Source organism: Sutterella massiliensis, assembly GCF_016899755.1.
GTDB classification, from domain to species: domain Bacteria; phylum Pseudomonadota; class Gammaproteobacteria; order Burkholderiales; family Burkholderiaceae_F; genus Sutterella; species Sutterella massiliensis.
The window spans coordinates 38,852-58,387 of sequence record NZ_JACJJC010000004.1 but is presented as its reverse complement, the minus strand read 5'-3'; the positions used below and the strand labels follow the sequence as shown (position 1 = coordinate 58,387).

General features: G+C 59.5%; 18 protein-coding genes. 7 read left to right on the top strand and 11 right to left on the bottom strand.

Features of this window, described 5'->3' with window-relative positions; genetic code table 11:
- Nucleotides 1-12: 12 nt before the first annotated feature.
- A complete protein-coding gene (gene cysS, locus H6A60_RS03725; protein WP_205102070.1) occupies nucleotides 13-1,419 on the bottom strand; it encodes a cysteine--tRNA ligase in 1,407 nt (468 codons plus the stop codon).
- Between the two features lie 302 nt (nucleotides 1,420-1,721).
- Here cysS and H6A60_RS03720 point away from each other — a divergent pair, with 302 nt between their 5' ends.
- The 4 genes from H6A60_RS03720 to H6A60_RS03705 all read left to right on the top strand — a co-directional run bounded on the left by H6A60_RS03720 (nucleotide 1,722) and on the right by H6A60_RS03705 (nucleotide 4,569).
- Nucleotides 1,722-2,291 (top strand): tetratricopeptide repeat protein, encoded by a 570-nt coding sequence (locus tag H6A60_RS03720; RefSeq protein WP_205102069.1) that lies wholly within the window; start codon nucleotides 1,722-1,724, stop codon nucleotides 2,289-2,291.
- 81 nt (nucleotides 2,292-2,372) lie between these two features.
- Nucleotides 2,373-2,957: a peptidylprolyl isomerase gene (locus tag H6A60_RS03715; protein ID WP_205102068.1), complete on the top strand. Its 585-nt coding sequence runs from the start codon at nucleotides 2,373-2,375 to the stop codon at nucleotides 2,955-2,957.
- 170 nt (nucleotides 2,958-3,127) lie between these two features.
- The gene (locus H6A60_RS03710) at nucleotides 3,128-3,625 is read left to right on the top strand and encodes a peptidylprolyl isomerase (RefSeq protein WP_205102067.1); all 498 of its coding nucleotides are present in this window, start codon (nucleotides 3,128-3,130) and stop codon (nucleotides 3,623-3,625) included.
- Nucleotides 3,626-3,783: 158 nt separating this feature from the next.
- Complete coding sequence (locus H6A60_RS03705) at nucleotides 3,784-4,569, top strand: UDP-2,3-diacylglucosamine diphosphatase (RefSeq protein WP_205102066.1); 786 nt, start codon at nucleotides 3,784-3,786, stop codon at nucleotides 4,567-4,569.
- 262 nt (nucleotides 4,570-4,831) lie between these two features.
- On the opposite strand, the gene H6A60_RS03700 is transcribed toward H6A60_RS03705, so the two are convergent.
- The 3 genes from H6A60_RS03700 to H6A60_RS03690 all read right to left on the bottom strand — a co-directional run bounded on the left by H6A60_RS03700 (nucleotide 4,832) and on the right by H6A60_RS03690 (nucleotide 7,472).
- Entirely contained in the window at nucleotides 4,832-5,224 is a 393-nt protein-coding gene (locus H6A60_RS03700) for an NAD(P)H-dependent oxidoreductase (RefSeq protein WP_338054833.1), read from the bottom strand.
- Between the two features lie 31 nt (nucleotides 5,225-5,255).
- A complete protein-coding gene (locus H6A60_RS03695) occupies nucleotides 5,256-6,332 on the bottom strand; it encodes an alpha/beta hydrolase (protein WP_205102065.1) in 1,077 nt (358 codons plus the stop codon).
- Between the two features lie 252 nt (nucleotides 6,333-6,584).
- Nucleotides 6,585-7,472 carry a LysR substrate-binding domain-containing protein gene (locus H6A60_RS03690; RefSeq protein WP_205102064.1) on the bottom strand — a complete coding sequence of 296 codons (888 nt, stop codon included), beginning with the start codon at nucleotides 7,470-7,472 and terminating at the stop codon, nucleotides 6,585-6,587.
- Nucleotides 7,473-7,657: 185 nt separating this feature from the next.
- Between H6A60_RS03690 and H6A60_RS03685 the strand changes: the two genes are divergently transcribed.
- Both H6A60_RS03685 and H6A60_RS03680 read left to right on the top strand, forming a co-directional pair.
- Nucleotides 7,658-8,296: a flavodoxin gene (locus H6A60_RS03685; RefSeq protein WP_205102063.1), complete on the top strand. Its 639-nt coding sequence runs from the start codon at nucleotides 7,658-7,660 to the stop codon at nucleotides 8,294-8,296.
- A gap of 72 nt (nucleotides 8,297-8,368) precedes the next feature.
- Nucleotides 8,369-9,781, top strand: a complete 1,413-nt coding sequence (locus tag H6A60_RS03680; protein WP_205102062.1) for a DUF362 domain-containing protein — start codon at nucleotides 8,369-8,371, stop codon at nucleotides 9,779-9,781.
- A gap of 165 nt (nucleotides 9,782-9,946) precedes the next feature.
- Here the strand turns inward: H6A60_RS03680 and H6A60_RS03675 are convergent, their stop codons facing one another.
- Nucleotides 9,947-11,773 carry an aryl-sulfate sulfotransferase gene (locus tag H6A60_RS03675; RefSeq protein ID WP_205102061.1) on the bottom strand — a complete coding sequence of 609 codons (1,827 nt, stop codon included), beginning with the start codon at nucleotides 11,771-11,773 and terminating at the stop codon, nucleotides 9,947-9,949.
- 284 nt (nucleotides 11,774-12,057) lie between these two features.
- Between H6A60_RS03675 and H6A60_RS03670 the strand changes: the two genes are divergently transcribed.
- A complete protein-coding gene (locus tag H6A60_RS03670) occupies nucleotides 12,058-13,116 on the top strand; it encodes a LysR substrate-binding domain-containing protein (RefSeq protein ID WP_205102060.1) in 1,059 nt (352 codons plus the stop codon).
- 98 nt (nucleotides 13,117-13,214) lie between these two features.
- Here H6A60_RS03670 and H6A60_RS03665 read toward each other — a convergent pair whose 3' ends face one another.
- The 6 genes from H6A60_RS03665 to H6A60_RS03640 form a co-directional block, all read right to left on the bottom strand.
- On the bottom strand, nucleotides 13,215-13,616 hold the full coding sequence (locus H6A60_RS03665) for a thioredoxin family protein (protein WP_205102059.1): 402 nt from the start codon (nucleotides 13,614-13,616) through the stop codon (nucleotides 13,215-13,217).
- 101 nt (nucleotides 13,617-13,717) lie between these two features.
- Nucleotides 13,718-14,398: an ABC transporter ATP-binding protein gene (locus H6A60_RS03660; RefSeq protein WP_205102058.1), complete on the bottom strand. Its 681-nt coding sequence runs from the start codon at nucleotides 14,396-14,398 to the stop codon at nucleotides 13,718-13,720.
- Between the two features lie 4 nt (nucleotides 14,399-14,402).
- Nucleotides 14,403-15,602, bottom strand: coding sequence for an ABC transporter permease (locus tag H6A60_RS03655; RefSeq protein ID WP_205102057.1), 1,200 nt, complete (start codon nucleotides 15,600-15,602; stop codon nucleotides 14,403-14,405).
- Between the two features lie 136 nt (nucleotides 15,603-15,738).
- Complete coding sequence (locus tag H6A60_RS03650; RefSeq protein ID WP_205102056.1) at nucleotides 15,739-16,131, bottom strand: DUF4418 family protein; 393 nt, start codon at nucleotides 16,129-16,131, stop codon at nucleotides 15,739-15,741.
- Nucleotides 16,132-16,279: 148 nt separating this feature from the next.
- Entirely contained in the window at nucleotides 16,280-16,762 is a 483-nt protein-coding gene (locus tag H6A60_RS03645) for a rhodanese-like domain-containing protein (RefSeq protein WP_205102055.1), read from the bottom strand.
- Between the two features lie 278 nt (nucleotides 16,763-17,040).
- Nucleotides 17,041-19,011: a multiheme c-type cytochrome gene (locus H6A60_RS03640; RefSeq protein ID WP_205102054.1), complete on the bottom strand. Its 1,971-nt coding sequence runs from the start codon at nucleotides 19,009-19,011 to the stop codon at nucleotides 17,041-17,043.
- Nucleotides 19,012-19,536 lie beyond the last annotated feature (525 nt).

Genomic DNA, 19,536 nt, shown 5'->3' with positions numbered 1-19,536 from the left:
GGCGGCTGGCCCTTAGAGGCGGCGCCAAGTCGTGCCCTGCGGGCCGTCAAGGAGCTCGATCCCTTCGGCGAGGAGATCGGCGCGGATCTTGTCGGCTTTGGCAAAGTCGCGCGCTTTCTTCGCGGCGGTACGCTCGGCAACGAGCGACGCAATGCGTTCTTCGTCGTCGGCCTTTACGGCGCCGCGCAGAAACGCGGCCGGCTCGCGGCCGAGGATGTTGAGAATGCGGCCGAGCCCGAGGAGCTGGCGAACGAGTGCGGACGAGCCCGTGCGATTGATTTCGCCCGCAAGCTCAAAGAGCACCGAAACGGCAAGCGCCGTGTTGAAGTCGTCGTCCATCGCCGCCTTGAAGCGAGCGGCAAAGGGTTCCGTCCAATCGAGCGCTTCGCCGTCGCCCGTGCGCCCTTCGAGCGCCGTGTAGAGGCGCTTGAGGGCCTTGTGGGCTTCCTCAATGAGGCCGCTCGAGAAGGAGATCGGGCTGCGGTAGTGGCTGCGCAGGAGGAAGAAGCGAAGCACTTCGGCGCCGTTCCCTTCGCCGTAGGCAGCTTCCGTATCCTTCAGCGCATCGCGAATCGTCCAGAAGTTGCCGAGCGACTTGCTCATCTTCTCTTCGACGCCGTCGGCGCGGCGCACGCGCAGCGGGCCCGAGTGCATCCAGTAGTTCGCAAAGGTCTTGCCCGTTGCGGCTTCGCTCTGCGCAATTTCGTTTTCATGGTGCGGGAAGACGAGGTCCGGGCCGCCGCCGTGAATGTCGATCGTTTCACCCAAGAGCTGCATCGACATGGCCGAGCACTCGATGTGCCAGCCCGGACGACCCTTGCCCCACTTCGAATCCCACTGCGGTTCACCGGGCTTGGCGCGCTTCCAGAGCACGAAGTCAAGCGGATCGCGCTTTCCGGCAGCCACCGCAACGCGCTCGCCCGAGCGCAGGTCGTCGATCGACTTGCCGGACAGATGACCGTAGGGACGGAAGCTGCGCACCGCGTAGTCGACGTCGCCGTCTTCGGCCTTATAGGCAAAGCCCTTTTCTTCGAGCTTGCCGACCAAGTCGAGCATCGCCGGAATGTATTCGGTCGCGCGCGGCTCGTGCGTGGGCGCAAGGCAGCCGAGCGCGAGCATGTCTTCCTGCATGGCGCGCGCAAATTCGTCCGTGAGCTCGTCGGTCGTGATGCCGCGTTCGGCCGCGCGGCGGATGATCTTGTCGTCAACGTCGGTAATGTTACGAACGAACACAACTTCGTAGCCCGACGCTTCGAGCCAGCGGCGGATCACGTCGAAGGCGACGAACGTGCGGCCGTGGCCGATGTGGCAGTAGTCGTAGACCGTCACGCCGCAGACGTACATGCGCACGCGTCCGGCTTCAATCGGTTCGAAAGGCTTCTGTTCTCGGGAAAAAGTCGAATAAATAGAAAGCGACATGACAGTCCTGCATCCCTTGCGGCCGCAAGGCGGCCGATGCTTGATGCGGGTTCGCCTTCGGGCGCCCGTTTGACCGTCGGGGCGACAAGTCCCGTAGGGCCGCAGGCGGCAAACCCGCTAAAATCATTGGTTGAATTTTCGAAAGTATAGCCGTCCGCGAGCGGTAGCCACCTTCGAGCACAATTGCTCTCAGCCGTAAGGACTAACCGACCGGCCGCCCCTCGGGGCTCGGGTGCGAAGCGAGCGATCGTCGGAGAAGCTTTCGAAAAGATGCTTACGACAGAATTCAACAGCCAACTCACATGCGAAGCACCTCCTTCATTGCAGGGGCTGCCGCAGCGGTTCTCTGCTGCGCGCTCTTCGGCCCGGCGCCCGCCGCTTATGCGGCGCCCACGGAAATGCAGACGCTAGCGTCGACCCTGCACGACTCGCAGTTCTCCGAGCGCGTCGAACGCCTTCTCAAGCAGAATCGCCCCGCGCAGGCGGTCGAACTTGCCGACATCGGCATCGCGCGCAACCCGCGCAACGCACAGCTGCAGTTCATGCGCAGCATCGGCCTCGAGCGGCTCGGCCGCACGGAAGAAGCCGCGAAGGGCTTGAGAAGCCTCATCGCCGCTTATCCGGAAATCCCCGAGCCCTACAACAACCTCGCCGTGATCGAAGCGGGCTTCGGCAATCTGGAAGAAGCCGTGCGTCTCCTCAATCAGGCGCTCGCGATCAATCCGGAATTCGCCACCGCAAGAAAGAACTTGGGCGACGTGTTCCTTGCGCTTTCGATCGAAAGCTACGAGCAAGCCGCGCCCGTTCTTACCGGGAACGACGCGCTGCAGACGCGCCTCAAGACGCTTAAGCGTCTCGTCGAAAAGCGCTGAAACGGATAACGGGGAACTTCGGAGCGCCTAACGCCCTTCCCCGAAAACATTGACCAACCGCAACATACGAAAGAGCCACCCATGCAGCTACGCAACCGCCTTCTTATTGCAGCGCTTCCCCTGACGCTTCTTGCCGGCATCTCGCAGTCGGCTTCTGCCGCCCCTGCGGCGCCGCGCGTTGAACTCGACACCTCGATGGGCAAGATCGTCGTGCAGCTCGCTCCTGATCGCGCGCCGATCACGGTGAAGAACTTCCTGCGCTACGTCGAGGAAGGCCATTACAACGGCACGATTTTCCATCGCGTCATCGCCGGCTTCATGATCCAGGGCGGCGGCTTTACGCCTGCGATGCAGGAAAAGCCCACGCACGATCCGATTCCGCTTGAAGCGCGCGGCGGCCTTCGCAACGACACGTACACGATCGCCATGGCGCGCACGTCCTATCCGCACTCGGCGACTTCGCAGTTCTACATCAACGTCGCCGACAACGACTTCCTCAATGCCGACCAGGCGCAGGACGGTCAGGGCTACGCGGTCTTCGGGCGCGTTGTCTCCGGCACGGAAACGGTCGACAAGATTGCCGCCGTGAAGACGGGCGTAAAGAACCGCATGAGCGACGTGCCCGTTGAACCCGTGATCATCAAGAGCGCCAAGGTGCTCAAGTAATCCCCGGAAGCTGTGCGAAAATATTGCCCCGCAAAGCTTTGGACGGCGTGAAGGCGTCTTTAGACCCCTTCGCGCCGCCGCCCATTCGGACGCTCCCTTGCGGCAGCCTGAAGGCCCTTTGCCGAGCGTCCGACCATCGATTTTTCAATCAGTACATTCATTAAAAGAAAATGATCCGCTTTACGACCAACAAAGGCATCATCGACATCGAGCTCGACCACGAACACGCTCCGAAGACGAGCGAAAACTTCGAGCACTATGTAAAGACGGGCTTCTACAACGGCACGATCTTTCACCGCGTCATCGCCGGCTTCATGATCCAGGGCGGCGGCTTTGAGCAGGGCCTCAAGCAGAAGACGACGCTGCCGCCGATCGAAAACGAAGCCGCCAACGGCCTCAAGAACGATCGCTACACGATCGCCATGGCCCGCACGACGGATCCGCACTCCGCCACGGCGCAGTTCTTCATCAACGTCGCCGACAACGACTTCCTCAACCACACCGCTCCCACGCCGCAGGGTTGGGGCTACGCCGTCTTCGGTCGCGTTGTTGCCGGCCAGGACGTCGTTGATGCGATCGCCCGCGTGCGCACCGCCACCCGTGGCTTTTACGGCGACGTGCCCGTTGAAGACGTCGTAATCGAAAAGGCCGAAATTATCCCCGAATAAGATCGGCCAGAAGCGAACGCTCGCTTCTGGCGCTTCAAGCGCCGACGCGGGTGTTTCGCGCAAATTCTCCGCTCGCCCTGCCGGCCTCAAACCGCCGGCAGCGGACAGCCGACGCGGTTTCGGCACCGAGCTTCCCGTACGCACTCAAAGGCATTCCGATGGACATCACCAACGTGCCGGCCGCTGCCGGCCTCACGAGCATTGCGCCGCTCTCGAATCCGATCATCATTTCGGACCTGCACCTTACCGAAAAGAAGCCCAAGACCATCATGGCCTTCGTGCGCTTCATGAAGACGGTTGCGCCTCGTTATCCGGAACTCGTCATTCTCGGCGACCTCTTCGACTTCTGGATCGGCGACGACGCTGCCGAAGCCGCGGAGCCGATCATTGCGCTCCTGAAGCTTCACGCTTCGACGGGGCGGCGCGTGATCGTCATGCCGGGCAACCGCGACGTCATGCTCGGCAAGGGCTTTGCCGAAGCCTCGGGCGCCGAGCTCGTGCGCGATCCGATCGTCGTTGAAATCAAGGGCCGCAAGGTTCTCCTCGCGCACGGCGACCAGTGGTGTCTGCGCGACGAGGAATATCAGAAGTTCCGTGCGATGACGCACGATCCGCGATGGCAGGCCGCAGCGCTCTCGAAGAGCGTTGCCGAGCGCCTCGCCATGGCGCAGACGGCGCGCGCGCAGAGCGAAGGCGACAAGCGCGTTAAGAGCGAAGCCGAAATGGATGTTGTCGACTCGGCCGTTGCCGAAGCCGCGCACGCCGCCGGCGTCGACCTCGTTATCCACGGCCACACGCACAAACCCGCCGCCCACGTGGGCGCCACGATCGAGCGCTGGGTTGTGCCGGATTGGGAGCTGGACGACGTCGCCGAAGGCGCGACGGGCCGCAGCGGCATGATCTCGTTCCTTGAAGACGGCCGCCCGCAGATTCAGATGTTCTAACCGGCACTGACTTCTTGCTCGCTAGCCGACGCAATGATCGGCGATCCGGTTGGATTGGAAAAGGGAGCCTCCTCTGCTTTTCGCTTGAGGAAGCTCCCGTTCTTTATTTGCGATACTTTTTACGCTTTGAACTTAACGATCAATTTTCTCCTGCAGCCCAAAAGCGATTCCTGCTGCAAGCGGAACGCCTTTCGCCTTTTCCGGCTTGACCGATCGCTCGGCTAACCCGCACTCAGCAGTACTTTCAAGCGAGAAACGGCCGCTACCAGCGCATCACGCCATCGCAGAAGATCCGCTTCGATCGTCGGATTCTTATAGACATCCGTGACAGCGAAGGTCGAACCCAACGGTCGCATGCCCATGTACGCGTTCGCCCGTCTGCTCCGCAGACCTTCGGGTGAGTGAGTACTTCATCCTGCCAGCGAATGTACTGCCTGGGTGCCGTCATCGCCCAGATTGGCGTCTGCACAAGAAGAAGGCGTGCTGCCGCAACCTTCGCCACCCCTTCCTCGAGAACCCATGCCTTTTTGAGGTCGGTCTCTAGAACAATGAAGTCAGCCGCGGCGAACGCCTCGCGCGCAAACGATGCCAACGTATCGTTGAGACGTCCGCCTTCGCCGTCGAGACGCTTTACGCCTGCGTTGACAATCAACACTTTTTCGTTCTTTGGCTCATTTCGCAACCTGTCACTTCAAATACGTCTTAAAGAAATCTTCGATTCTCTCGAACGGCACTTTCCTGTCGTAGAGATCCGTGTGATTCGCATCTTCCACGATGAGAAGCGATTTGTTGTCGCCTTTGAGCCGCTTGAAGAGGTCTTCGCTAAAGTAGCGCGAATGCGCCTTTTCGCCGTGCACGAGCAAAACGGCGCTGCGGATCTCTTCCGCGTAGCAGAGGATCGGCATATTGACGAACGAAATCGACGAAGTCGTGTTCCAGCCGCCGTTCGAATTGAGCGAACGCTTGTGGTAGCCGCGCTCGGTCTTGTAATAATCCCAATAGTCAAGAACGAACTGCGGCGCATCGGTTGGCCGCGCATCCGGCAGACCGCCCGCGAGCGTGTAGCGGCCCGCGCGGTAGTCGACCGTGCGCTGCGCATTGAGCGCTTCGCGCAACGCGAAACGTGCGTCGACATCGGTCTTGTCGAAATACCCTCGGGCATTAACGCGGCTCATGTCGTACATGGTCGACGCCACGGTCGCCTTGATTCGCGTGTCGGCCGCTGCGGCATTCACCGCCATGCCGCCCCAGCCGCAGATGCCGAGAATGCCGATGCGTTCGGGATCGACGTCTTCGCGCGAAAGAAGATAGTCAACGGCTGCCGAGAAGTCTTCCGTATTGATGTCGGGCGAAGCCACATAGCGAGGCGTACCGCCGCTCTCGCCCGTAAAAGACGGATCGAAAGCGATCGTCAGGAATCCGCGCTCGGCAAGCGTCTGCGCATAAAAGCCCGAAGCCTGCTCCTTCACGGCTCCGAAGGGGCCGCTCACCGCGACGGCCGCAAGTTTACCGTCTGCATTCTTTGGCAAATAAAGATCTGCCGCGAGCGTGATGCCGTAGCGATTCACGAAGAGAACCTTTTCGTGCAGAACCTTCTCGCTCTGCGAAAACACTTTGTCCCACTGAGACTCAAGCTTGAGTTTCTCCACTTTGATCAGACTCGATTCGGGCATATTTGCCTCCTCTGCCGAAGCCGCGCCGACGCCGGCGCCGATGACGGATGCCGCAAGAAGCGCGGCTAAACATGCTTTTTTGAGCGGCATGGTGCGACTCCCAACAAACCGCGCGCACTCGGTATGCCAAGCGGCACTCGAACGCGGCAGCGGCTCTTCTGTGCAAAAAACTTCCGGGAGTGCCCTGCCAAAAGAAGCTTGCGAGCGTCCCGACCGGCGTTTGAGTGTAGGAAAAAATCCAATGAATAACAAATGCTTATAAGCAATTCCTATTTATGCTTTTTAGGCATTTGATGGACTACGAGCGAACAACGAAAAAAACAGCGAACGGCCAATTGAACGCTACGCGTCGAGCGCCGCTTCTTCCTCGCGAAGCAAATCGAGCAGAAGCTGCGCGGGCTTAGAAAGGCGCCGCTGCTTCTCCCAAGCGACGATCACGTCCGCCTCGAGCTTCGGATAGAGCGGCAGCCAAATGACGCCGCTACCCGGTTCCGGGTTGATGATGCCGCGCAGCGCAAGCACGTGACCGACGCCGGCTTGGGCAAGGAGATAGGCGTTGTAGAGGAGATTGAAGGTGCCAACGATATGAAGGTCTCGCGCGAGGTAATTGAGCCAGCCCGCGAACTCGTTTCGCTCAAACGCCTGGCTCGAACAGAGAATTGGCTCGTCAACAAGGTCGGTCACCTCAATGCGGGTCTTGCCGGCATAGGGACCGTCTGCTCGGGTGAGAACGCCCCAGACATCCTTGGCATGCAGACGCAGCGTCGAATAGGCCGAAATGTCGGCCGTACCCACAAAAACGCCGAAGTCCGTCACACCCGAGTGCAGTTCGGCTTTGACGGTCGGCTCCGCACCGCTCACGATCGTGCAGCGCACCTTGGGGGCGACCGCCTGCAGACGCTTGATGGCGCGCGCAAGTGTTTTCAAGGCCGGGGTTTCGCCTGCCGCGATGCGGATTTCACCGGCAAGCTCATCCTCTTCGAGCATTTCGCGTTTAGCACGATCGCAAAGCTCAACAATCGACTTCGCACGTTCATAAAACCGCTCGCCCTTCGCCGTAAGGCGCAGCTTGCGATTCGAGCGAATGAAGAGCGCATGACCGAACTCTGCTTCCAGGTCCATGAACTGGCGCGACAGCGTCGGCTGCGTGACGCCGAGCCGCTCGGCCGCGCCCGAAATGCTTTCCGCTGCGACAGCGGCGATGAAATAGCGAAGAACACGGACTTCCACGAGAGCCTCCCGAAGCATGCCTTATAAGCATAAAATCATCAAAACCAAAAGCATTTGATATCTTATGGCCGTTCTTCGATACTTGGCTTAAGTGCTGAAGCGAAAGCCCGCGCCAAACAGGTTCTTCGACCTCGCATTGACGGCAAGCCGCTTTTTCGCCAGTGTCTTTTTCGCCGAGAATCGCCATGAAAGATCCGCGAACTGCTTTTCGCCCCAACCACTCGAACGGCGTGCGGCGCACGCTTATCAAGCGCTCGCTCGCTGCAGGCGCCCTCTTCTTCACGCTTTCAAGCACCTCGTTGCCGCTTTGGGCCGCGGCCGGTAGAACGAAGCGCGCGGCGCCTCGCATCGTCGTTCTGTACTTTTCGGCGACGGGCACAACGAAGCGCGCGGCCGAAACGATCGCGAGGATGACGGGCGCGCCCATTTGGCGCATTGAGCCCGAAGTGCCTTATCCGGACAAGATGCGTGCCGTCGCCGACAAAGTCAAAGCCGACGAGAAAGCCGGCATTTGCGTCCGCCCCAAAGCACCGCTCCCTGAAGCACTTCGCAATGCCGACATCTACATCATCGGGTCGCCCGTCTGGAGCGGCACGATGCCCGCCGTGCTCGCGGACTTTCTGCGCAGCGAAGGCTTTGCCGGGAAGCGCATCCTGCCGTTCACGACGCACATGGGAAGCAATCTCGGCGACATTCCGGAAGCGATGGCGGCTGCCTGCCCGCAAGCGCAAGTCGCCCCCGGTCTCGCGCTCCGTGCGCCCGCTGACGACACGATTCGTCCGGAAGTCGCCTTTTGGCTCAAGCAAACGGACGCTCGACCTTAACGAGCGCTCGAACAATCGGCCGAGAAGTTCAGCCTTCCCGCTCTTTCCCATCGCCTCCCGAGGAATTCCATCATGTCGCTCTCCCGTCGTTCACTCCTAGCCGCTGCCGCCTCCGCAGCAGCAGCAACAGCTGCCGCGACCGACCTCTCTGCCGAGCGGACCCGCTCGAACGAAGTCGGGACGCCCAAAGCCGAGTTTCCGGACGCAAACGTTTTCCGGAAACACGCGGCGCTCGGGCGCGGCATCGGCGTGATGCCGGGGCGTGTTGCTTGGGTGCACGCCCCGAACGCCGTTCACTGGACGGGCGAAGGCTACTGGTGGGAGCTCGAGCACTATAACCACGAAGTCGTTCGCCGCATGCTCGAGCGCGCGATTGCGTCCCTCGCGGGAGAAACCGTGCCGGCAGCGATTGACGAGGCGCCGCCGGCGGACGTCATGCGACGCGCGTGGATGAAGCTTTTTGTTGCGCACAACCGCAGAAGGCTTGGCAACTCGAGTGAGACGCAGACGGGCTACCGCTCGCGCGAAAAAATTGCCGTCAAAGTGAATATGAACGGTTCGGGCGCCTACGGCTCTAGCGCGCCGGGCTTCACGGAAGAGAGTTACGGCAATGCCGTCCTCATGCGTGCGCTTCTCGACAATCTGGTCGAGCACCTCGGCGCCTCGCCAGAAGACATCGTCTTCTACGACGCGGGGCGCATTTTTCCGAATTACCTCATGCAATACGTCGCTGCCGGCCAATACGAGCACGTACAGTTCCGGCATCGGGCGCCGGGAACTGCACTCGACGCCGAACCCGACCGCTCGGCACGCATTCGCTGGGCGGGTTCGATTCGCGGCGAAGCTTCCTATATTCCGCACTGCGTTACCGAAGCGACATACCTCATCAACCTCGCGAACCTCAAAGGCCATTGCTACGGTCTTACGCTTTGCGGCAAAAACCATTTCGGTTCGTTTGTCAACGGCGACCGCATGCGCGCTCCGCAAGCGGCCGGTCTGCACGGCAATGTTGCGGGCGCTAGCCGCGGCGACTATTCCGTACTCGTCGACCTGATGGCACACGCGCATCTCGGCGGCAAAACCGTGCTCTACCTCCTCGACGGCCTTTTGACAGCGACGGGCGAGAGCGTCGCTTTGACGGAAGCGGCAGCAAAGTGGTCGATGCCGCCCTTTAACGGCGGCTTCTCTGCGAGTCTTTTTGCGTCGCAGGATCCGGTCGCAATCGACTCGGTTGGAGCCGACTTTTTGATGAACGAGCCCAACATGACCTCGCGCAATTCGGCATTGAAAGGCAACGACGGCGTCGAAAACTACCTGCACGAAGCCGCACTCGCGGGAAGCGCCCCGTCGGGCACCCCCTACGAAGACGGCTCGGGTCGGCGCGTGCTGTCGCTCGGCGTGCACGAGCACTGGAACAACACGGTCGACAAGCAATACGGACGCAATCTCGGGCATGCGGAAGGCATCGAACTTGTTCGCGTCTGAATTCGCGAAAAGCAAGTCCAGCGTTCGAAAAAAATCCCGAGTCGGCGCAGAGGCTTTCCCGGGACGAAGTCAGAGAGAAACTGACGAAGGTGAAGATGCGTTGCAGGCGGGGCGCAACGGCTGAAGATCCGTTGATGTGCGCCCCGCTGCGGCGCTCTCGAAAAATTACTTGGCGTTGAAGGCCTTCTGAACGTCAACCACCATGGCCTGGTAGCCGGAGGTGTTTTCGAGCTGAATTTCAAGCGACGGTTCCTTCGCACCCCACTTGAACTCGTTGATGAAGGGGTTCGGGGCCGATTCGAAGGCGCCGGTCTTGAAGTTGAAGGCCGCGCCGGCCGTGGCCGAGTAGACGAACACCGAATCCTTGTCCGGCATGTATTCGGTGAGCGACGTCACGGGGCTGTACCATTCGTGGCCGCGTTCCTTGCCGTATTCCCAAACCTGTTCGACCGTCATCTTCTTCTGGTCGATCTTGTAGATCACGGCACGCGAATACTTCATGTCGGGCATCGGGGGCTGTTCCATGCCGCGGGCGTCGCCGTTGTCGAAGACCGAGAGATAGAAGATGTTCTTGTCGGACTTCGAGTCGATGCGCCAGCCCGTATGCTGCGTCCAGCTCCAGTCAAAGCCGCCTTCGCAGGTCGAACCTTCGCACTTGATGGGCTTGCCGTCCTTGTCGACCGGCGTGAGGACCTTGTCTTTGTACTTGTCGCTCCAGCCCTCGGGCGAACCCATGATCCACTTCACCTGCTTGTCGCGGCCGATCTTGATAAGCGCGGACTGGTGACGGGAAGAGATGATGATCGAGTCGTCGGTCGGGTCATAGTCGACGGAGTTGACGTGCGCCCAGTTGCGGCCCGCACCCGAACCCACGATATCGCCGAACTGGTCGTTCTTGTCCTGCGCGGCGAGCTGATCGGCCGTCATCGTCTGACCGGCCTTCGAGGCATCGATGTTAAGGCACACGGCACCCTGGTCAAGCGCCTTCAGAACGACGTCGCGATAGGGGTCAAGGATGTCGAAGAGACGCCATTCGTCAACGACGACGCCGTTTTCATCGACTTCAATGATCACGTCGCGGACAGAGCGGACATGCTTGCCGTCGGGGCGCTTGACGTCGGACGAAGCGACGCGAACGAGATAGTGGCCGTTTTGCATCGGATCCATCGCGTGCGAGAAGTCGTTGTAGCCGTCGGGCAGGCGGTGGTTCCAGATTTCACGGCCCATCAGGTCGTACTTGACGTAGCGCTGGCCGTAGCCCCACGTGAAGGCGCCGTCCTTGTTCTGACGGAAGCCCATCATGATGCCGGCCTTGTAAATGTCGTTGAAGTCGAAGATGGGGTCTGGATTCATGTACCAGCGGATTTCGCCCGTCGTGTCGATGATGGCGTTCTGCGGATAGCGGTTCCATTCGAGCGCGCCGCCGATCGGGTTGTTCCAGACGGCACGCGTCGAGTCCGCAGGCGCGGCGATCATGTTGTTGACGAGGATGAGACGGTCCTTGAATTCGGGGTCGACTTTCTTGACGTTGACCTTGAAGAAGGAGTCGCGCACGCCGGCGTAACCGGCCTGCTGCAGCGACGCGGGCTGCGCATAGATCTTGTAGCTTTCGGAGACCTTTTCGGATTTGCCGAACGCCGTCTTCGTGTAGGAGACCTCAACCGTGTTGCGATAGCCGCCGTAGAGGCCGAAAACCGGGATGCCGCCGTGCGTGCGCGCCTGCGCGTCGCTCACCTTGTACTTGATTTCCTGGCCGCCTTCCTTCGGCACGATGCGAACCGTGATGTCCGTGAGGACATAGCCGCCGTTGCGAATGACGGCCGTGAGCGGCGCAATCTTGTACGGGTTCATGATCACGGCGCCGATCTTGCCCGTCGTCGGGTAGGTGACGTGCGCACCGCTTGCGCCGCCCATTGCCATGGCGCCGCTCGAAAGAGAGGCGGCGGCGGCAAAAGCAACGGCACCGGCAAGAATCGTTTGGCGGATATCCATCTGAGTATCTCCTTTTGTTTGTTGGAATCGTCTGCGTGGATTGGGGCCTCAAGTTGCGTGCTGGTCGTTTCGCACGTCTAAATCAGCCCTTTGCAACAGAACGCAGCCCGCGAAGCACAGAGAATTTCCACTCGGAACGCCTCTTCGGGCTCGCTAAAATTCTAGGAAGAGCCCCGCCGCAGCAATAGACTGATGTTCCTCAGGTCTCTTGCTGAAAGTGCGATACACAATTCCTTTTTATGAAGATGTCTTCGGAACCGTCCTCAATTTCATCGAACGAAGCTTTGCTTGATGACATTTCGCTCGGCGACATGCGCTTTCTCTGCGCACTGATCGAATCTCGCTCACTCACGGAAGCCGCCAAAGCCACGGCGAGCAATCTCTCGAGCGCCTCGAGACGCCTGAAGCGCCTGCGCGAACTCCTGGGCGATCCGCTCTTTTTGCGCTCGACGCCCAACATGATTCCGACAGCGCGCGTTCTCGCGCTCGAGCCCGTGATCCGATCGATCATTCGTTCGAGCGCCGATCTGCTCGAGCCGGAAGTATTTTCGCCCGCAACCCTCAAGCGAACCTTCCGCATCGGGGCGGTCGACAACGCCATTTTTGCCGTTATGCTCGGCGTCCTCGAGAAGCTCTGCGAAAGTGCCCCCGGGGTGAGCGTCGAAATCCGCCAAATCGAAGACGACCTCTTTGACGAACTCGCGTCGGGTGCCATCGACCTCGCCGTGCTGCCCTCAACGCGCCCGATCCTGCCGAGTTTTCGCGAGAAGCTTCTCTATCCGGTGACGTATTCGCTTTGCGTGCGAAAGGGGCACCCGCTCGAGAAGTACTGGCTCGAGCATGGTGAGCTGCCGATTGAGGAGATCTCTCGCTACCGCAAGATCGTGGTCTCGAACCGTTCGCTCAAAGAACGCCAGCAGTTCGTTCTCGACGAGAGTCGCTTTCTCGGACGCAGCGTTCAGGATGCCGCTTTCTCTGTGCCCTATTTCCTAGCCGTTCCGGCACTCCTCGAACGCACGAATTTCACGGCCATTCTTCCGAAAGACACGGCGCTCGCGCTCACAACCTATCTGCGCGAGCCACTCACGGTGCTCCCCTACGGTCCGAACGGCCAGGAAGCGACGCTCTACTACACGCGCATCATCTGGCACGAGAGAACGGACCGAGATCCGGCTCTCGTCTGGCTGCGCGGCCTCTTCGCGACCTATGCGGGCTGCGACGTATCGGATTCGGCGGATACAACGCAGGAACCATCTGCCGTCAACCGTGAATCGTCGATGCCGGAAAAACTGTCTGCCGGGCTATTGAGCGACAGACCGTTCAATCCAGCTCGGTCGCGCTAAAAAGCCGCCCGGCATTCGCTGCCGAGCGGCTTCTCCAATTGAACGATTGGTTTTCGTGCCGCCCGCCATACAAAGCTTGCGGACGGCGCACCCCAAGATCACTTCTTATCGGATTCATCCGGTCCTTCGAGCAGGATGTTGACGCGCTCGCGAAGCGTATCGTGATCGATCTGGCCCTTGTGGATCCAAATCGGTTCACCCGTCTTGTCGTAGAACATCTGCGAAGGCATCGTTTCGATAAGATACTTGTCTTCAATGCCGCGATACTCGTCGACATTGATGATGACGAACGCGACCTTATCGCCGTACTCCTTCTGCAGGTCGCGCATGACCTGTTCGGTTTCGGGGCAGCCTGCGCACCAGGGCGCACCGAAGTCGACCACCGTCACCTTGCCCGCGACGGGGAAGGGCTCCTTCTTCTGTTCGGCAGCGGCGGCACCGGCGGAAAGCGCAATGAGGGCCGAGCCGAGGACGGCTGCGACGAATTGACGACGAAACATGTTCCTGTCTCCTAGATGAGGAAATTGATGCGGTCTGATGCGTCGGATTGTAGCGAGCAAAGCGCTCGTTCAACCTTAAGCACCGTCTGCGGCAAGCCGCTTCAGGCTTTCGCGCGTTCGGTGAGCACGCCTTCGGCCATGTCGTAGAGCCGGTCCGAAACGTCGACGCTGAAGGTATCGTGCGTCACCATGAGAACGCCCGTCCCCTTGTCGGCCAAGCGGCGGAAAATCGAAACGACTTCGCGCGCCGTCTGCGCGTCGAGACTTGACGTAGGTTCGTCTGCGACAATCACCTTCGGTTCGCACATGAGCGCGCGCGCAATCGCGACACGGCGCAGCTCCCCACCCGAGAGTGCACTCGGATACTGGTTTGCGAGGTCGCCAAGGCCGACCTCTTCGAGAAGCTGCTGCGCGCGGCCTTCGGGTTCCGGACCACGGTGGGCGAGGTACCACGGCAAACGAACGTTGTCGAGCACCGTCAGCGTCGAGAGCACGCCCGCGCCTTGCGGGACATAGCCGACCGAGCGGTTGCGCAGCTCCGAAGCTGCCTCGTCGGTAAGCCCCGAGAGGGGCGTCGAGCAAAGCACGGCTTCGCCTTCGGTCGGCGAAAGGAGCCCTACGATGATATTGAGAAGCGTCGATTTGCCCGAGCCGGAGCGACCGAGCAGCGTGACGAATTCGCCTTCAGCGACAGCGAGCGTCGCGTTGCGAAGCGCCCAGAACGGGCGGCCGCCGCGTTCGTAGCGCTTGCCGACATTCTTCACTTCGATGAGATTGGCCATTTCGCTATTCTCCTTCGCGCAGCGACGTGTAGATGTCCTTGCGGCCGATGCGCCAGGCGGTCGGCAGCGCCGCAAGCGGGCAGGTGATGACGCCGGCAACGAGCGCAATCGCAAAGGCTTCGATCCAAGCGGCCGCTTCAGGCGCAAGGTACGGCAGCCCGATCGTCTTCGAAATCGACACCGAGAAGAAATTCACGACAATAAAGCCGAAGAAAATCCCGACGACGGCCCCGATTGTCGAGAGCATCGTCGATTCGCCGAGGACGATCCCGATCACGCGGCGCTTCGAGGCACCGAGCGCGCGCAACGTGGCGAATTCTTTCTGACGTTCGTTGAAGGCAAAGAAGTAGACGACGAACATGACAAGCGCAGCGACGAGCCAGAAGACGCCCGCGACCGAGTACATGACGCCTACGATCTTCTGAAGTTTCGCCGACGTGTCGCTCATCATGTTCGAAGCGAAGACGAAATTGACGTTCGCACGCAGCCCCAATTGGTCGAGCACGCCGTCGGAAATCGAAATCGGGTCGACGCCGGGCTTAACGCGCACGAGGATGGCCGAGAGCGATTTTTCAATCTGATCGGCTTTTTCGGGCGTGGCGATTTCCCCGAGCTTGCGCGCCATATCGAGCGTCATAAAGATCGACGAGTCAAAGCCCATGCCCGTCGGTTCAAGTCGTCCGACGATCTTGAACTTCTGGTTGTAGAACATGAGCTCGGAGCCGATCTCGCCGAAGATGTAGTCGCCGACGATGACTTCATTCTCTTTGAGCGGATGGTCGGATGCTTTCTTCAACCAAGGACCGACAACAAAGTCCGTTGCCTGGTCGATACCGATCAGCTGCACCTTCACCGAACAGCACTGCGCGTCAAGCGACGAAATGAAGAGCTGCCCCGAAGCCTGCGCGACGCCGTCGATTTTCTGCACGACATTGAGGAGCGACTCGTCGATGTAGAAGGTCGTGGGTTCGGCACGAAGAATGACGCTTTCGATTTTCTTGCCTTCGCCCTGCGGCACGACGAGGAGGTCCGCCCCCATGCGGGCGGAGAGCGACTGAATGCCCGCCTGCAGATTGGCCGAAACCATGGTGCCCGAGAAAAGCATGAAGGAGAAGATGGCCACGATGAGCGCGAGACTCATCGAGCGGAAGGGCTTTTGCGAGAGATTGGCGAGCGCAATGCGCAATGAGGAGAGTGGCGGCATCGTTCTACCGTATGGAAATGCCCGCTTGCCTGAGGAAGCGGGACGTCTGCAGTCCTATCGGTCCCCTCGCGGGGCGGCTGCAGCTTCGTCAAGCGGCTGCGTACGCTTCAGGCGCATGCGACCGCTCCCAAATTCGTCAGTCGTGCTTCTTCGAGAGGCGCCAGAAGTCCGCAAGCGCAACGAGCGCAATGGCGGCACCCCAGACGACGAGCACGGGTTCGGTGATCGTGTGGCAACGCATGAGCGGATTCGGGCAGGCACCGATCAGGAAGGTCGCAAGCGACACAACAAGGATGCCGTTCAACGCGTTGGCGATCTGCAGCCCCATCGCGATCTCGCGAGCGGCAAACTGCATCGCAACGCCCAGAACGGCGATAACCATACCGAGTCCGCCCACAGCACGCAGCATCCAAATGCAGCGCATGGGCGTTTCACCGCCGCAGTGCGGCAGTCCGTACATGGCGGCGAGCGCAAGCGCTGCGCCGACGATCATCATCACAAAACCGGAGAAAAAGGCGGGTTTCTTCATGACGAGCTCCCGAATCGGAAAAGGACGGACTCAAAGCGACAGGGGAAATCCGTGCGACGCAAGTCCGCACGGGCGTACGCCTTCAGACCGATCGAGGGTATCGGCCGGCAATTGAGCGCAGAGACGCAGCCGGCCGGGAGGTTGCAGCTTACTGCTGCGCTTCGCGGCGTTGACGCGCCGCTTCGAGCCCCGGATCCTGACGACCCGTGCCTTCGAATTCATAACCGTGCTGTACCCAGCCCTGGATGCCGTCGGGCATGAGATAGACGTTCTCGTAGCCCATTTCAATCGCAACCTGCGAGATCTCGAACGAGACATTGCAGAGGCGATTGATGCAGTAGAAGATGAGGAATGTGTTCTTCTTGTCTTTGGGCAAGAGCTTTTCCCAGCCTTCAACGTTCGTCTTGATGGCGCCCTTCAGATGGCTCTGCTCGTAGATGTCTTCGGGGTTGCAATCAAAGAGATAGACACCGGGCTGACCGATCACCTTGGCGACGCGGCTCAGGGACAGCGGAATCGCCTGGCGCATCTGCTGCACCGTCTGACCTTCGGCGGCCTGTACGTTCGCGGCGGGAACAACCGCAAAGGCGGCGAGCGCCGCACAAATGGGCGCAAGAAGCTTGGTCTTCATATGTATTTCTGCCTGATCTGAAGTGGAGCCTCGTGCGGCTCCTTCGCAAGCCGTTCATATCGAACGCACGAAGCCGCATCATGCGTTCAGCTTATCGAGACAACATTAAGCAGACGTTATTCGAGGATCGGCCCCTCCTGCTCGTTTTCCCGATCGGAGAAGACTTTGCATCCGACTTATCGGGCCCAATAGGACGAAAGCGCCGATCGTTTGCACGATCGGCGCTTTCTACTAGCCTAGCGACTTTTCTCGAAAGTCAGGCAAGATTCACGCAGGAATTACTTCTTGGCGGTCTTGCTGGCGCCGTTGATGATAGCGAGAGCCTGTTCGCAATACGTCTGGGCTTCGCTGATCAACTGCTTCGAGAACTGCGGCGAGTGGACACCCCAGGAACCGTCGTCCTTGATCTTGGCGGCGTTGATGCGGGCTTCTTCAGCATAGAGCTGAGCCTGAGCACGGTCGGCCGTCGAGAGCTTCGCGATCTTGAGCATGTCGTTGATGTTCGTCAGGTCGGCGATGACCTTCGCATAGCCTTCCTTGACGGGGGTCTGCCAAGCGAGAACCTTGTTGTAGATGGTCTTCTGATCCTTGAAGCGCATGCTTTCCGGGAACTTCGACTGGATCGGGCTGTGGCAGCCCATCGCATCGACAACGTACTTATCGGCAAAGGCCGTGCGGCCGCAGGTCCACATCAGGTCAAGGTAGGGACGACCATCGTCCTTCGTGAGGTGCCAGCCCTTCGGGTTCGTCAGCTTGCGGTCCTTGGCGCCGTCAGGCGGGTTGATCGACTTCTTTTCCGGGTCGACCAGGATGCGCCAGATGTGCGAGCGGCGGACGTTGTCGAAGCCGGCGAGGTCAGGACGCTGGATCGAGGCGAAGTTTTCGCACGAACCCATCATCGGCATATGGCAGGACGTGCAGCTGTTGCGGCTGTGCGTACCGCCCTTCGAGAAGAAGTAGGCAGCCGTCGTATGGCAGTCCTGGCATTCCTTCTTGAGGTTCGGGACGGTGTAGTGCGAAGCCCAGTCGTTCGACGTCACTTCATGCGGGTCATGGCAGGTCGTGCAGCGCATGCCCTTCTGATAGTGCTTCGTGTAGTGCGACTGCGAACCTTCGGTACCGCAAGCCGGGCAGAAGCTCTTGAAGTAGGTGTTGAACGGGGTCTTGAAGTTCTTGGCGGCATCGTCGGCGTTGTAGACGAAGCGCTGGTGGCAGCGTTCGCAGTTCGACGGCATGCCGGCACCGCGGGCACCGTAAAGGTGAGCACCTGCGCCGTGGCATTCTTCGCAGGAGACGCCCTTCGCAACCGTGTGAGCGCGAAGCTTCTTGGCGTCGCCGAGAGCGGCGAAGAGTTCATCCTGGCTCTTGAAGTCGAACTTCCACGTATGGCAGATTTCGCAGTAGGACGAACCCGGCTGGAACATGGCCTGCGTGCGGTTCGAAGAACCGTAGGAGTTGAAGCCCCAAACGTTCGAGGACTGAGCGCCGAAGTCTTCGAGCTTGGTCGGGAAGGTCGGATCCCAAGCGTTGATCTTCTTGGCAACTTCAGGGGTGATGTGTTCGGCCCAGTTGCGGGAGAACTGGTTACCGCCGGCGACCATCTTACCGGTACCGGCAGAGAGGTTACCGCCTTCAACGTGGTAGGTACCACGGACAAGCCACTTGTCGACGAAGCCGTACTTCGTACGCGGCGTACCCATCGTGACGTAGATGTCGTCGGCTTCAACGCCTTCCGGCAGGACGGAGGCCTTGGAGTTGTAGAGCGGCTTCTTCAGGTCGCCGCCAACTTCCGTCAGTTCTTCCGGGAAGCGGACGATCTTGTTGTGACGCGAACGTTCCCAACGTTCGTACTGCGCCGGGTGGCATTCGCCGCACTTCTTCGGGCCGACGAACTTGTTCGGCAGATCGAGGAAGGATTCATACGGCAGACGATACGTCACGGCAGTGTGACGGCCCGTCTTTTCGGCGTACTTGTCGCCGCCGCCGAATTCAACCCATTCTTCGTTACGGTCGGACATCGTGAACTTACCGACCACACGGCCTTCCTTCAAATAGGACTTGAAGTAGGGGTGATTCGCCTTGAGGTAGTCCCAGAACGCCTTGTCCTGAGCGACATAACCTTCGAGCGTGCGCGGCAGATCCACCTTCTGGGTGTCGGCAGCAGCCGGGGCGTCAGCGGCAAAAGCCGTCGCGGCAAAAGCGGTGCTGAGGCAAGCGGCCAGAGACAGAAGCTTGTGTTGCTTGGTCATATTTAGCTCCTTACGGGTCTCTTCGTAGGGGGGTTTATCGGGCCTCTTCTTTCGATTCGGCTTCTTTGAGGTCAAAAGCAGTCCCTCGCGGAACCACGCCTGCACTGTACTCCTTAATTTCGATTTAAGAAAGATCTTTGTCCCTCAAAGCTCGATTCTTTTCGTCGGCGTCAACAGGCAAATTTTTCGACATCGCGTTTTTACCTACTCTCTTAGAGGTGAATTTAAGTAACTATTCTGATTTTTATGAATTTTTAACACAAAATTGATGTCCCTCTTCACCTAAAACAGGTTATTCAATAAAACCGAACGAATTTACCTCTCATTAAGTAATTCTTAAAGATAAAAAAGCCTTTTCATCGCATTTTTTTCCGTTTACCGTAAACGTCGATTCCAATACTGCGAAAATTCATGCAAGATCCCCTATCACCTGACTACTTTAAGCTTTTTACATAAAACAACTGTAAACAGGGACTTTTGAGGGATTCGATTCTTAAGAATTCATCTTAATTAGGGTTTATCCTC

Excerpts from the sequence above, each read along its gene's own strand:
- cysS (WP_205102070.1), bottom strand. The coding sequence starts at position 1,419 with ATGTCGCTTTCTATTTATTCGACTTTTTCCCGAGAACAGAAGCCTTTC.
- H6A60_RS03720 (WP_205102069.1), top strand. The coding sequence starts at position 1,722 with ATGCGAAGCACCTCCTTCATTGCAGGGGCTGCCGCAGCGGTTCTCTGC.
- H6A60_RS03715 (WP_205102068.1), top strand. The coding sequence starts at position 2,373 with ATGCAGCTACGCAACCGCCTTCTTATTGCAGCGCTTCCCCTGACGCTT.
- H6A60_RS03710 (WP_205102067.1), top strand. The coding sequence starts at position 3,128 with ATGATCCGCTTTACGACCAACAAAGGCATCATCGACATCGAGCTCGAC.
- H6A60_RS03705 (WP_205102066.1), top strand. The coding sequence starts at position 3,784 with ATGGACATCACCAACGTGCCGGCCGCTGCCGGCCTCACGAGCATTGCG.
- H6A60_RS03695 (WP_205102065.1), bottom strand. The coding sequence starts at position 6,332 with ATGCCGCTCAAAAAAGCATGTTTAGCCGCGCTTCTTGCGGCATCCGTC.
- H6A60_RS03685 (WP_205102063.1), top strand. The coding sequence starts at position 7,658 with ATGAAAGATCCGCGAACTGCTTTTCGCCCCAACCACTCGAACGGCGTG.
- H6A60_RS03680 (WP_205102062.1), top strand. The coding sequence starts at position 8,369 with ATGTCGCTCTCCCGTCGTTCACTCCTAGCCGCTGCCGCCTCCGCAGCA.
- H6A60_RS03675 (WP_205102061.1), bottom strand. The coding sequence starts at position 11,773 with ATGGATATCCGCCAAACGATTCTTGCCGGTGCCGTTGCTTTTGCCGCC.
- H6A60_RS03665 (WP_205102059.1), bottom strand. The coding sequence starts at position 13,616 with ATGTTTCGTCGTCAATTCGTCGCAGCCGTCCTCGGCTCGGCCCTCATT.
- H6A60_RS03660 (WP_205102058.1), bottom strand. The coding sequence starts at position 14,398 with ATGGCCAATCTCATCGAAGTGAAGAATGTCGGCAAGCGCTACGAACGC.
- H6A60_RS03655 (WP_205102057.1), bottom strand. The coding sequence starts at position 15,602 with ATGCCGCCACTCTCCTCATTGCGCATTGCGCTCGCCAATCTCTCGCAA.
- H6A60_RS03650 (WP_205102056.1), bottom strand. The coding sequence starts at position 16,131 with ATGAAGAAACCCGCCTTTTTCTCCGGTTTTGTGATGATGATCGTCGGC.
- H6A60_RS03645 (WP_205102055.1), bottom strand. The coding sequence starts at position 16,762 with ATGAAGACCAAGCTTCTTGCGCCCATTTGTGCGGCGCTCGCCGCCTTT.
- H6A60_RS03640 (WP_205102054.1), bottom strand. The coding sequence starts at position 19,011 with ATGACCAAGCAACACAAGCTTCTGTCTCTGGCCGCTTGCCTCAGCACC.